Genomic DNA, 11,773 nt, shown 5'->3' with positions numbered 1-11,773 from the left:
TGTCCTGATGGATCACGCTGACATCATCGTGTCGCTGGCCAAAAACTCCTCCAGCGACTTCAGCAATGCCGTCCATCCGTGCTTGCGGCCTTCGGCGCCGTCACTCGGAGGAATGACGCACATCTGTTCGGTATAGGTCAGCCGGGTGCCGCCGCCGTGGTCCGCAAAGACGACGGTGGCGAGTGACACCGAGTGAATTCTCCCATTCAGCGCCATCGAATAGGCGAATACGATCCGCTCGCGGTCCGCGATCTCGAAATACCGGGTTTCATTGGTATGAGTGCCCATATCCGAGACATTCGTCAGATGCTCGGCCCCGCCTGGCCGGAACTCCATTTTGGTCATGCCCTGGCCGAACCACGCTTTCTTCTTCTCGATCAGCGCCCAGGCAGACCAGACATGGTCGCGGCAGTTCGGCAAAAGGCGTTCGATTACTATCGTTTCGTGAACTTGCTTTGGATTTTTCATCTCATTGCTCCTGACCAAGAAACGTTTCCAAGCGATCGAGACGGCCCTCCAAGGCCCGGCGATGCTCGCCCACCCACGCCTCGACCCAGCCCAGCGCATCCGGCGCGAGACTGACGGTTCGAACTCTGCCCGATTTGACCGATGTTACGAGCTCGGCCTCTTCGAGAACCCGCAGATGCTTGAGAAAGGAAGGACGCGCCAGATCAAAGGGATCGGACAGCTCGGAGACAGACGCAGGGCCTTTCACAAGTCTTTCCACGACCGCGAGCCGTGTCGGATCGGAGAGAGCGCCAAAGATGCGTGGCAGGTTCGGTTCATACGTAGCCATATGGCTACCTGATCACAGGAAGGCTTCCCTGTCAATATAGGTAGCCAGATGGATAACTTTTCGGCGCCTTTGGAAATCTTTGAGAACTTTTTGGACGCGCTTAATTACGGCGCCTGCCGCATCCTTCAGACTCCCGGCTCGTTAGAAGTCGAAGGTCTCAGGATCTTCAAACCCTATGGAGGGTATCATGAGCGATTGCTGCATTCTCGCATCCGCTTCGCATCGCAGGCCGTTGCGCCGGCGTCGGGGCCTTGTCACTTTGCGAAGCATGATCGCGCGTTGGCTCTGGCGCATCCGTATCCGCAGCGAGCGGAAGCGAAGGTCGAAGATCAAATCCATTCTGATTGATGACCTCGGCCTGACGGAACAGCAGCTTAGGGCAGAGAGCGCCAGCTTCTTCTGGCACGTGTGAGGCCATCTTGCCATGACATCGGATCTCCAGCCAGGCATGGCCGCCGAAAGACCGCCAATCCCTCAGCAGGACCGCATGCCCATGGCCGCGATGGCAGGCATTATCGCGACCGTCACCGTATTTGCGGTGGCGCAGGGGCTCACCTATCCGCTCCTGAGTTTCATCCTTGAGCGGCAAGGCACGGCATCGGGCCTGATCGGCCTGTCGGCGGCGATGACTCCAACAGGCTTCATCGTCTCGGCGCCGTTCATTCCCGCTCTGTCGCGGCAGGTGGGCGCAGCGCGGCTGGCGATCTTGTGTTCGATGCTGGCTGCCCTCACCCTCGCCGCAATTGCCTTGATACAGGATGTCTGGGTTTGGATGCCGCTGCGCTTCCTGCTCGGCGTCTTCGCCAACCCGCTTTACGTGATCAGCGAGACCTGGCTGCTCTCGCTCACGCCTGCTGAGCGCCGTGGCCGCATCCTGGGCCTCTATTCCTCGATCGTTTCGGCCGGCTTTGCCATCGGCCCGCTCTCGCTCGGCCTTGTCGGCACCGGGGCCTGGCCGCCCTTCCTGATCGGCATCGCCGCTTTCCTTGCCTGCGGCCTGATCGTCCTGGCTGTCGTCAGGCGCTTGCCTCAAATGCCGCATCAAGGCGAGGCAATATCGGTCGGTGGCTTCTTCAAAATGGCGCCGCTCCTGCTGTTCGCGGTCTTCACTGCTGCCGCCTTCGAGCAGATCCTGCTCTCCCTATTCGCGGTCTACGGCGCCGCCCTCGGCAGCGCGGAGGAGCGCATCGCCTCGCTGATCACCTGTTTCATAACAGGCAATGCCGCCCTGCAGGTCGTGCTCGGGCGCGCTGCCGAACGCTTCGGCTCGCGGCGGACACTGTTGTTCTGCGTCCTGGCTTACCTGATCGGCTGCCTGCTCCTGCCTGCCGTCTTCGATACCTGGCTGATCTGGCCGCTGATTTTCCTCTGGGGCGGGGTCTCGTTCGGCATCTATACCATCGCGCTGATCCAGCTCGGCGAGCGTTTCACTGGTTCCGCCCTGATCACCGGCAACGCCGCCTTCGCCTTCGTCTGGGGCATTGGCGGCATCGCAGGCTCGCCTGCTACGGGTCTGGCGATGCAGCTGATAGGGCATCAGGGCCTGCCGCTATCGCTCGGCCTGCTGAGCGGTGTCCTGGCGGGCTTGCTGATGACGGCGAGACGGCGGACTTAGAGCAGGCAGACGAAAGCCACGAAGGCAAACAGCGTCAAGGCCATGCAACTCGCCTGGAAGACCGAAATCCCGTCCTCGACATCGCCTGCCGTCGCCACATCCCGGCCCGTGCCGTTGATCATCGGTTCGCGCACGACAACGCCCGAATAGACGCGCGGGCCGGCAAGCTGGAGATCGAGCGCGCCGGCCATGGCCGCTTCCGGGCGGCCGGAATTCGGCGAGCGGTGCAGCTTGCCGTCGCGGATACCGACCTTGAACGCATCACGGAAGGCGGTCGTGCCGCGGCGGATGCCGGCGCCGACGGCGATCAGCAGAATGGAAAGGCGCGCCGCCGGCCAGTTGGCGATATCGTCCAGCCGTGCCGAGGCCCAGCCGAAATCGACGTATTTTTCCGAACGATGACCGATCATCGAATCCGCTGTATTGAGCATCTTATAGAAAAACAGGCCAGGCAGGCCGAAGATCGCAAACCAGAGAGCTGGCGCCACGACGCCATCGGAGAAGTTCTCGGCGAGGCTTTCGATCGCCGCACGGCAGACACCCGGCTCATCCAGCGTTTCCGGATCGCGCCCGACAATGCGCGACACGGCCTTGCGACCGCCGATAAGGCCTTCGTCCTTCAATGCCGTGGCAACCGCAGCGACATGATCCGACAGGCTCTTTTGCGCCAGGAAAATCGCCACGCAGAAGATTTCGAGCAGAATGCCGACAGGGCCGAAAAGCATGAGGAACCAGTGCAGCACCAGACCGGTGACGACGGCGAGCGCCGAGAGCACGAGGATCGCCACCACGCCATTCTGCCGGCGCTGCGCCTTGCTCAGGCTGTCGCGGTTGAAATGCTGGTCAAAATAGCCGATCGCCCTGCCGAAGATGGCGACCGGATGCGGAACGCGCAGCCACAACCATTGCGGATCGCCGATGATGCGGTCAAGCAGCAGCGCCAGAACCAGCACGAGAGAATGTTCATCCAAATTCATCGGTCAAAGCTCCGAAGGGCCGCAGCGAGTCGTGCATCATCAGCAGCGTCAGGCGCAAGGCCGAAGCGCAGCCAGTCCGGCGCATAATCGAACCGGCGGACGAGAATATGATGGCGACAGAGTTCAGTGTAAATGTCACCGGCCTTCGCATCGGCAACGAGGGTGAAAAGCGGCGTGCCGCCGGCAGCGGCAAGCCCGGCTCCGGCAAGCACGGCATGCAGGCCTGCCTGGCGCTCGGCAATCGAGCGGGCAATGGCAGAGACATCCGAATTCAACAGCGAGCTCGCCAGAAACAGCGCCGGCCCCGACACCGCCCAGGGACCGAGCCAGTCCTCGAAATGCTGGAGGATATCGCCCCGTGCAATGGCAAAGCCGAGCCTGAGTCCTGCAAGGCCGAAGAACTTGCCGAAGGAACGGAAGATGATCAGGTTCGGAAGATCTGATGCACGCGGCACAAGGCTTGCCTCCGGGCTCGTATCCCCGAAAGCCTCATCTACAACAAGAAAGCCGCCTGTCGCCTTCAGCCGATCATGCAGCGCTTCCAGCTTGTCGGAAGAGTGTATGCGGCCATCCGGATTGTTCGGATTGACGACCACTGCCAGCCCGTGCCGTGCACCGATGTCATCGATATCCCTGACCGTATCGACCGTAAAACCCGCAACGCTGAAAGCCCGCGCATATTCCCCATAGGTCGGCGACAGGATTGCCACCCGCCTTCCCGGCTGAACGAGCCGCGGCAGAAGCTGGATGACCGATTGCGTACCGGGAACCGGAAGCGGCAGGATCGCACCGCTGCGATAGTGGTCGCGCGCAGCATATCGCGCCGTCTCGACCAGGTGACGGTCCGGCAGCCGATGCCACACCCGCGCCGGGATATCCGGCAGCGTCACCGGATTGGGATTGATGCCGGTTGAAAGATCCAGCCAATCCTCCGGCCGCCCGCCGAAGCTTGCCGCCGCCGCGGTAATGCCGCCGCCATGCACGATCGGCGCACTCATGCGGCAGCTCCCGCAAGATCGATCAGATGCATGTAGGAGCCGGCCACCTGCCCGCGCCGCAATCCGGCCAGGCCGAGATCGTTGCCGAGCGCATCCTGCGCGGCAAACATCCGGTCGGCCTCCCCTTCGGAGACGATGGTCGAATAGTGGAATTCATGCGCCGTCATCGGCCTGTCGAAGAAGCCGTCTGCAAGCGGCGTCACGCGCCGGTAACCGAGATGCCGCTTACGCGTCTCATAACTGGTGACGACCGGCAGCAGGCCGAGCATTTCATGGCGCTCGCCTGCCGCGTCGATCAGCCCGTCGCCAAGCACCATGTAGCCGCCGCATTCGCCATAGATGCGCACGCCGCGCGCTGCCGCAGCCTTCATGCCGGCTGCGAAATTCTGCGAAGCCGCAAGCTTTCCCGCATGCAGCTCGGGATAGCCACCCGGCAGATAGATCGCGTCGGCATCCGCTGCCGGCGCCTCATCCGCCAGCGGCGAAAAGAACGAAATCTCCGCCCCGCGCCGCCGCCAGCCGAGCAGCATGTGCTCGTAGCAGAAGGCAAAGGCGATATCGCGGGCGACGGCAATGTGCGTGCCGAAGGGCATCAGCCGGGCAATATTGGCAGCCGATGGACGGTTCATGCCCTGACGCGCGATGCGCATCAGGAACTCAAAATTGCACTCTTCGGAAACGGCATTCGCCGCATAGTCGATGAACGCGTCAAGCGCGCCATGTTCTCCCGCCTGTACCAGCCCCAGATGCCGCTCCGGCAGCGCCAGCATCGCATCCTTGCGGATGACGGCAACGATGGGCATGCGGATCGCTTCCAGCGCCTGGCGCAGCATCGCCTCATGCCGATCGCTGCCGACCTTGTTGAGGATAACGCCGGCGATGCGTACATCGGCGCGGAAACCGGCAAAGCCGCTGACGAGCGGCGCCACCGATTGCGACAGCCGCGAAGCATCGACGACCAGCACGACCGAAAGCCCGAGCTGGGCCGCAAGATCCGCTGCCGTGCCGCGCCCGTCCGCAGCCCCGTCGAACAGGCCCATCATGCCCTCGATCAATAATACCCGGTCGCCGGAGCGGTGCAGCGTCGCATTGGCGGAAATCAGCTCCGGCCGCATTCCCCAGGGATCGAAATTCAGGCAGAGCGCGCCGCTTGCCGCAGCATGGAAGGCCGGATCGATATAATCGGGGCCGGCCTTGCCGGGTGCGACGGCCACGCCGCGATTGCGCAGCGCCCGCAGCAGCCCGAGCGTGACCGTCGTTTTGCCGGAACCGGAGGATGGTGCGGCGATCAGCAATCCGCTCATGCCGTCTCCTTTCCTCGGCCGTTGGCATGTCTGAAGGGATCGGGCTGCAGCCGCCGTCCGCCGAGAGCACCCAGCCAGTCGAGCGAGGCGCGCAGCCGCACCACCTCGCCGACAACGACGATCGCCGGCGGTTCCAGCCCGGAGGCGGCAACGGCTTCCGGCGCTTGCCCAAGCGTCGTCTCCAGCACCTGCTGGTCGCCGGTCGCCGCATTGCAGACGAAAGCTACGGGTTCGGATGCCGAGCGGCCCGAGGCAATCAGATTGGTGCTGATTTGGGCGATATGCTTCATCGCCATATACATGACGATGACGGGCGAGCCCTTGCCGATCGCCTCCCAATTGACCGCATCGGGTACGATGCCGGAAGAATCATGGCCGGTGAGGAAGGTCACGGCATGGTTGATTTCACGATGGGTCACCGGAATGCCGGCATAGGCAAGCCCGCCGATCCCGGCGGTGATACCCGGCACGATGCGGAACGGAATATCGTGCTCGACCAGCGTCAGCGCCTCTTCCCCACCGCGCCCGAAGACGAAGGGATCGCCACCCTTCAGCCGCAGCACGCGCTTTCCGGCCCGCGCCAATTCCACCAGCCGAAGCGAAATATCCCGCTGCTTGGCAGACGGCTTGCCGCCGCGTTTTCCCGCATATTCGAGCTCCGCGCCTGTTCGTGCGAGCTTCAGGCATTCCTCGTTGACCAGCGCATCATGGACGATCACATCGGCTTCCGCGAGCCCCTTGGCAGCCAGCAACGTGAGCAGGCCCGGATCGCCCGGACCGGCGCCAACAAGCCAGACACTGCCCGGCTCCAACGCAGGCAGATGTGAGAATGCGCTATCAATCATCCCGCTGATCTAGGCCCGGCTGATGACGAGGTCAACGGCATCAGAGGTCGCGCACTGCAAGTTGACGAAACGGAGTTGAATCGACTCCGGAAGAAGCGGAATCAATTCCCAAAGAAATCCAGACAAGCGATTGATTGGACTCCAAAATAGAAACGGGCCAACCGCAAAATACGCAGCCGGCCCGTTGAAGCCATCAGACCCGCAGAAGCGTCTCGCGGATCAAACCGATCACCTTTTCCGACTCGATGCCGGTGGCAACGATCTGGCTCGGCAGGCCGTCCCAGTCGCCCGGCGGGAAGCGACGGCCATCCGGCTTGATAACCGTCTGGCCATCGGCAATGCCGCCACAGACGACGCGCACTGACCCCGTGATGGTCTTGAACAATTCCGGCGCCACGACATAGACGCTGGCGCAGCTGTCATGCACCATCATGCCGTCTTCAACGGCGTGCTTGTAGAAGTCGATATAGGACTGAGACAGCTCGTCGAGTTGCTTGACCGCCTTGTCGCCCTTGGCTGCCATGTCGCCGAGATAGCTGCGGCTCATCGTGGTGACCGCGGTGACGTCGAGGCCGATGACGACGACCTTCCACGGCGCGGTCAGCACGATATCGGCCGCTTCCGGATCGCCATGAATATTGGCTTCGGCAACCGGCGAGACATTGCCCGGGACATAGAAATTACCGCCCATGATGACGACGTCCTTCACGAGGCCGGCGATCTCGGGGTCTTCCTTCAGTGCCAGCGCCAGATTCGTCATGCGGCCGACGGCCACCAGCGTCACCTCGCCCGGATTGGCGCGCACCGTCTCGATGATGAAGCGATGCGCCGGGCGCGGATCGACCGGCAGGTCGATCACATCAGGCACCGGCATGTCACCGAGGCCGTTCTCGCCATGCACCATGGTCGGCCACGGACGCTCGTGGCGCGAGGGATCGATGGTGACGCTTGCGCCCTTGGCGACGGGGGCTGCGATATTCCATTCCCGCTTCAGGAACAGCGCATTGCGCGTCGTCGTCTCGATCGAGGCATTGCCGAAGATCGTGGTGATGCCGATCAGGTCGATCTCCGGATGGCGATGCAGGAAGAGAAGCGCCATTGCGTCATCGACGCCCGGATCCGTGTCATAAATGACCTTGTGCATATGTATCCTCCAAAGCAATTCCAGCAAAAACCTGCAGCGGTTTTGCGCCCGGAACGGCATGAAAACAAAGAGATAGAGCACATTCGTGATTCAAAAAACGAAGATGCTCCGGATTCGAATCGCTGTCAGCCGGACAGCGCCGCGAGATGCCGCCACCATAACGCCCGTCAGGCTTTGCGCAACCCGATGCGGGCGACGGCGGCTGTCGCATGCCGAGATTTGATCTTGCCGAGCACCAGCTCCGCAGCCTCGCCGATCGCAGCAAGGGCAGCGGCTTCTGCAACACCATGGCAGCCGACGCGGGCAAAGACGATCTCGGAGGGATTTTTCAGCCGCGGCGTCTCCTCCTCCAGCCGCGCCGCATCGAAGAACACGGCAGGCACGGAAAAATGCGCAGCAACGGCGAGGATCGCCGGCTCTTGCGCGCGGCTATCGATCGAGGCAACAGCCGCAAGCTCAGCCCCGCTGATACCGACCGCCCTCAACGCCTCGACGGCAAGCGCCATCACCTCGCTATCAGGGGTCCCGCGCTCGCAACCGAGCCCGAGCACATGCCGCCTTGTCTCATCAATGGTGATTTGGCCCATTCCCGTCACCCGATTGCGCTCCGCCGTGTCGCCGGAGCCATTGCAGCTCAAGGCGGGAAATGCAACAAGGCCACCCGACCCCGCCCCCGCATACCTCTCCCGGAATAGCATCTTGCCTGACATCGCCATCCATCTGCTTCTGCTGCTCTGCGCGGCTGCTTTCTTTGCCGGTTTCGTCGATTCCATTGCCGGCGGCGGCGGCCTGATCACCGTCCCCGCCATGCTGATCGCCGGCATTCCGCCGCTACAGACGCTCGGCACCAACAAGGTGCAGTCCCTTTTCGGCGCCGCCTCGGCAACCATCGCCTATGCCCGCAAGGGCCATGTGAGGCTTTCCGCCCAATTGCCGATGGCGCTGATGGCCGTCATGGGCGGTGCACTCGGCGCAGCCCTTGCCACACTCGTTCCCGGCCAGGTGCTGCAGGCGATCATGCCGGTGCTGCTGGTCGCGATCGCCATCTTCTTCGCCGTAAAGCCGAACCTCAACGATTCAGACACGCACCGCCGGATGACGCCCTTCCTCTTCGGCCTGACGCTGGTACCGCTCATTGGCTTCTACGACGGCGTCTTCGGCCCCGGCACCGGCTCCTTCTTCATGCTGGCTTTCGTCACCCTTGCCGGTTTCGGCATGCTGAAGGCGACGGCACACACCAAGCTTCTTAATCTCGGCTCGAATTTCGGCGCGCTCATCGTCTTCGCAAGCTTCGGCGCGACGCTCTGGAAGATCGGCCTTCTGATGGGCGCCTGCCAGTTCCTCGGCGCACAGTTGGGCTCGCGGCTCGCCATGCGCGTCGGTGCAAGGCTCATCAAGCCGCTGCTCGTCATCGTCTGCATCGCCTTTGCGATCAAACTTCTGGCCGATCCCGGAAACCCGCTGCGTGTCTGGCTTAGGGTTTAGAACTTTATCTGATCAATCGTGGTCAGCACCGTCTTGGCCGATACACCCGGCGGGTGTCTCCTCCGGGGAATCTCCGGACCCGCCTCACGCCTGTCAAATCACCAGGCCTCGACCTGAACTTGATCCAGACCGGCCCGGCTTCCATTACCTCTGGCGTAATTGATAGGCTGCACCGCTTTCGCTGATGATCGCCCTGCCCTGGAATTGACAGGCGATCAAAAGGAGAAGCCATCTGGCCAACTCGGGATCAGAACTCCACGCCCGGCTGCCCCTTGATGCCGGAGCGGAAAGGATGTTTGACAAGCTCCATCTCCGTGACGAGATCGGCAATCTCGACCAACTCTTCCTTGGCGTTGCGCCCGGTCAGCACGACATGGGTCATGTGTGGCTTCTCGGCTTTCAGGAACGCCACCACCTCGTTGACATCGAGATAGTCATAGCGCAGTGCGATATTGATTTCGTCGAGCAGCACCATGGAATTACGCTCGTCGCGGATCAGTTCCTTGGCCTTTTCCCAGGCCGCACCCGCCGCCGCCACATCACGTGCCCTATCCTGCGTTTCCCAGGTAAAGCCCTCACCCATCGTGTGGAACTGGCAGATGTCGGAGAAATGCTTTTCGATGAGATCGCGTTCGCCGGTCCACATCGCGCCCTTGATGAACTGCACGACGGCAGACGGCTTGCCGTGGGCAATATGGCGGAAGATCATACCGAAAGCAGCCGAAGACTTGCCCTTGCCCTTGCCGGTATGGACGATGATCAGGCCCTTCTCGTCCGTCTTCTTTGCCATGATCTTGTCGCGGGCGGCCTTCTTCTTAGCCATCTTCTCAGCGTGGCGGGCGTCGTCCTTTTCGGCTGTCTCTACTGGCTCATCACTCATGGCTGCCTGCTCTTTTCTTGGTTTGGTTATGTTCACTGAGATCGAATTGCGCTGAGTTGCTGCGCGGCGTCCAGAGCTTGCGTTCCATCGCCTCCATGAGCCGCTCCTTCATCTCGGAAAGGGCGGCCGGGTTCTTCTCGGCCATGAAATCGCGCACCTTGTGGTCGGCGACAAACGCCTGATAGACCGCTTCGAAATGATGGTTGCCGACAGCCCCTGTCGTCGCCGCAAAGGCAAAGAGATAATCGACCGTCGCTGATATCTCGAAAGCACCCTTATAGCCGTGGCGCATGACGCCCTCGATCCATTTCGGATTGACGACACGTCCGCGCACCACCCGCCCGATCTCTTCTTCGAGCGAACGGATTACGGGCTTTTCCGGCCGCGAATGGTCGTTGTGATAGATCGCCGGCCGCGCGCCGGCGAGCTCTTCCGCCGCCGCCGCCATGCCGCCTTCGAACTGGTAGTAGTCGTCACTGTCGAGCAGGTCGTGCTCGCGATTGTCCTGGTTCTGCACGACCGCCTGGATGGAGCGCAGCCGCTCCTCGAAAATTCCGCGCTCGGCCTGTCCCTCCTCGCCCGCGCCATAGGCATAACCGCCCCAGACGAGATAGGCTTCCGCGAGATCGGCGCGCCGCTCCCAGCCCTTCTCGTCGATCAGCGCCTGCAAGCCGGCGCCATAGGCGCCGGGCTTGGACCCGAAGATACGATAGCCGGCTCGCTTTGCCGCGGCCTTTTGATCGAGCCCGGCAGCAGCAAGCCGCGCCGCCTCGCCGCGCATGCGCTCGGCGATCGGATTGTCGACGGCATCCTCGTCCAGCGCGCCAACGGCTCGGATCGCCTTGTCGAAGAGCGCGATCTGTTCGGGAAAGGCATCACGGAAGAAACCGGAAATCCGCAACGTCACGTCGACGCGCGGCCGCCGTAGCATAGCGGGCGGGATGATCTCGTAGCCGGTGACGCGGCGCGAGGCCATGTCCCAGACCGGCTTGACGCCGATCAGCGCCAGCGCCTGGGCGATATCGTCGCCCCCGGTGCGCATATTCGACGTGCCCCAGGCCGTCAGCCCGAAGGAGACAGGCCATTCGCCTTGATCCTGCACATAACGGCGGATCAGCAGTTCGGCGGATTTCTTGCCGAGTTCATAAGCCGCTGGCGTCGGCACGGCGCGGCTGTCGACCGAGTAGAAATTCCGCCCCGTCGGCAGGACATCCGGCCGCCCGCGCGTCGGTGCGCCGGATGGGCCGGGCGGGACGAAACGGCCGTCGAGGCCGCGGAGCAGGCTGGTGATTTCGGCAGGACCGCAGGCGAGGATGGATGGTTTGAGACGGGCTTCGATTTCGTCGAGGACGGCTCTGGTTTGGGACCAGGGGGGTGGGCATGTGAGTTCGCCGGAAACGAGCTTGGCGGCGAGCAGCTCAATGCGCTCGACTGTATCGCCTTTGGTGCGCCATGGAACGTCGAGGATGTCTGCGAGGATGGCTGGGCGTGGGCCGGTCCAAGGAGCGGCCATCTCGCAGTCGAGAGGGTCGAAAGACGGCCGAAGTGCGCGACTCCCCTTCTCCCCACCGGGGAGAAGGTGGCCCGAAGGGTCGGATGAGGGGGCCACACCCTCGGCCTCGCTTGCGCTCAGCCGCTCGCTCCGCACGTCGCTCGCCCCCTCATCTGTCCTAACGGACATCTTCTCCCCGCGGGGGAGAAGGGGGAAAGCCAGCGCATCCCCCGCAAC

At 62.7% G+C, this 11,773-nt stretch carries 13 protein-coding genes; 3 read left to right on the top strand and 10 right to left on the bottom strand.

What is annotated here, in order from left to right; all coding sequences use genetic code 11:
- Positions 1-12 precede the first annotated feature (12 nt).
- Entirely contained in the window at positions 13-468 is a 456-nt protein-coding gene (locus JNB85_RS19990) for an SRPBCC domain-containing protein (protein ID WP_220336050.1), read from the bottom strand.
- 1 nt (position 469) lies between these two features.
- Positions 470-796, bottom strand: a complete 327-nt coding sequence (locus JNB85_RS19985; RefSeq protein ID WP_220336049.1) for an ArsR/SmtB family transcription factor — start codon at positions 794-796, stop codon at positions 470-472.
- 48 nt (positions 797-844) lie between these two features.
- On the opposite strand from JNB85_RS19985, the gene JNB85_RS19980 reads away from it, so the two are divergent.
- Both JNB85_RS19980 and JNB85_RS19975 read left to right on the top strand, forming a co-directional pair.
- Positions 845-1,144: a hypothetical protein gene (locus JNB85_RS19980; protein WP_220336048.1), complete on the top strand. Its 300-nt coding sequence runs from the start codon at positions 845-847 to the stop codon at positions 1,142-1,144.
- 100 nt (positions 1,145-1,244) lie between these two features.
- Positions 1,245-2,411: an MFS transporter gene (locus tag JNB85_RS19975; protein WP_220336315.1), complete on the top strand. Its 1,167-nt coding sequence runs from the start codon at positions 1,245-1,247 to the stop codon at positions 2,409-2,411.
- Here JNB85_RS19975 and cbiB read toward each other — a convergent pair.
- The 6 genes from cbiB to JNB85_RS19945 all read right to left on the bottom strand — a co-directional run bounded on the left by cbiB (position 2,408) and on the right by JNB85_RS19945 (position 8,266).
- Positions 2,408-3,388 (bottom strand): adenosylcobinamide-phosphate synthase CbiB, encoded by a 981-nt coding sequence (gene cbiB / locus JNB85_RS19970; RefSeq protein ID WP_220336047.1) that lies wholly within the window; start codon positions 3,386-3,388, stop codon positions 2,408-2,410. The two genes, JNB85_RS19975 and cbiB, sit on opposite strands and share 4 nt — an antisense overlap.
- Entirely contained in the window at positions 3,385-4,386 is a 1,002-nt protein-coding gene (gene cobD / locus JNB85_RS19965; protein WP_220336046.1) for a threonine-phosphate decarboxylase CobD, read from the bottom strand. The genes cbiB and cobD overlap by 4 nt, the downstream gene beginning before the upstream one ends.
- Entirely contained in the window at positions 4,383-5,690 is a 1,308-nt protein-coding gene (locus JNB85_RS19960; RefSeq protein ID WP_220336045.1) for a cobyrinic acid a,c-diamide synthase CobB, read from the bottom strand. The genes cobD and JNB85_RS19960 overlap by 4 nt, the downstream gene beginning before the upstream one ends.
- Positions 5,687-6,535, bottom strand: coding sequence for a uroporphyrinogen-III C-methyltransferase (gene cobA / locus JNB85_RS19955; protein ID WP_220336044.1), 849 nt, complete (start codon positions 6,533-6,535; stop codon positions 5,687-5,689). The genes JNB85_RS19960 and cobA overlap by 4 nt, the downstream gene beginning before the upstream one ends.
- A 193-nt stretch (positions 6,536-6,728) precedes the next feature.
- A complete protein-coding gene (locus JNB85_RS19950) occupies positions 6,729-7,679 on the bottom strand; it encodes a nucleoside hydrolase (protein WP_220336043.1) in 951 nt (316 codons plus the stop codon).
- A gap of 167 nt (positions 7,680-7,846) precedes the next feature.
- Positions 7,847-8,266 (bottom strand): cobalamin biosynthesis protein, encoded by a 420-nt coding sequence (locus tag JNB85_RS19945; protein WP_223216559.1) that lies wholly within the window; start codon positions 8,264-8,266, stop codon positions 7,847-7,849.
- A gap of 112 nt (positions 8,267-8,378) precedes the next feature.
- On the opposite strand from JNB85_RS19945, the gene JNB85_RS19940 reads away from it, so the two are divergent.
- On the top strand, positions 8,379-9,164 hold the full coding sequence (locus tag JNB85_RS19940; protein WP_220336042.1) for a TSUP family transporter: 786 nt from the start codon (positions 8,379-8,381) through the stop codon (positions 9,162-9,164).
- Positions 9,165-9,411: 247 nt separating this feature from the next.
- Here JNB85_RS19940 and cobO read toward each other — a convergent pair whose 3' ends face one another.
- The gene (gene cobO, locus JNB85_RS19935; RefSeq protein ID WP_220336041.1) at positions 9,412-10,044 is read right to left on the bottom strand and encodes a cob(I)yrinic acid a,c-diamide adenosyltransferase; all 633 of its coding nucleotides are present in this window, start codon (positions 10,042-10,044) and stop codon (positions 9,412-9,414) included.
- Positions 10,037-11,773: cobaltochelatase subunit CobN (locus JNB85_RS19930; protein ID WP_223216558.1), on the bottom strand; the 1,737-nt coding region annotated here is incomplete at its 5' end. The genes JNB85_RS19930 and cobO, both read right to left, overlap by 8 nt.

Source organism: Rhizobium mesosinicum, assembly GCF_019511345.1.
GTDB lineage: Bacteria > Pseudomonadota > Alphaproteobacteria > Rhizobiales > Rhizobiaceae > Rhizobium > Rhizobium mesosinicum.
This window is presented reverse-complemented; position numbering and strand designations above follow the sequence as displayed.

Excerpts from the sequence above, each read along its gene's own strand:
- JNB85_RS19980 (WP_220336048.1), top strand. The coding sequence starts at position 845 with ATGGATAACTTTTCGGCGCCTTTGGAAATCTTTGAGAACTTTTTGGAC.
- JNB85_RS19950 (WP_220336043.1), bottom strand. The coding sequence starts at position 7,679 with ATGCACAAGGTCATTTATGACACGGATCCGGGCGTCGATGACGCAATG.
- JNB85_RS19990 (WP_220336050.1), bottom strand. The coding sequence starts at position 468 with ATGAAAAATCCAAAGCAAGTTCACGAAACGATAGTAATCGAACGCCTT.
- cobA (WP_220336044.1), bottom strand. The coding sequence starts at position 6,535 with ATGATTGATAGCGCATTCTCACATCTGCCTGCGTTGGAGCCGGGCAGT.
- JNB85_RS19985 (WP_220336049.1), bottom strand. The coding sequence starts at position 796 with ATGGCTACGTATGAACCGAACCTGCCACGCATCTTTGGCGCTCTCTCC.
- cobO (WP_220336041.1), bottom strand. The coding sequence starts at position 10,044 with ATGAGTGATGAGCCAGTAGAGACAGCCGAAAAGGACGACGCCCGCCAC.
- cobD (WP_220336046.1), bottom strand. The coding sequence starts at position 4,386 with ATGAGTGCGCCGATCGTGCATGGCGGCGGCATTACCGCGGCGGCGGCA.
- JNB85_RS19960 (WP_220336045.1), bottom strand. The coding sequence starts at position 5,690 with ATGAGCGGATTGCTGATCGCCGCACCATCCTCCGGTTCCGGCAAAACG.
- JNB85_RS19945 (WP_223216559.1), bottom strand. The coding sequence starts at position 8,266 with ATGGGCCAAATCACCATTGATGAGACAAGGCGGCATGTGCTCGGGCTC.
- cbiB (WP_220336047.1), bottom strand. The coding sequence starts at position 3,388 with ATGAATTTGGATGAACATTCTCTCGTGCTGGTTCTGGCGCTGCTGCTT.
- JNB85_RS19975 (WP_220336315.1), top strand. The coding sequence starts at position 1,245 with ATGGCCGCCGAAAGACCGCCAATCCCTCAGCAGGACCGCATGCCCATG.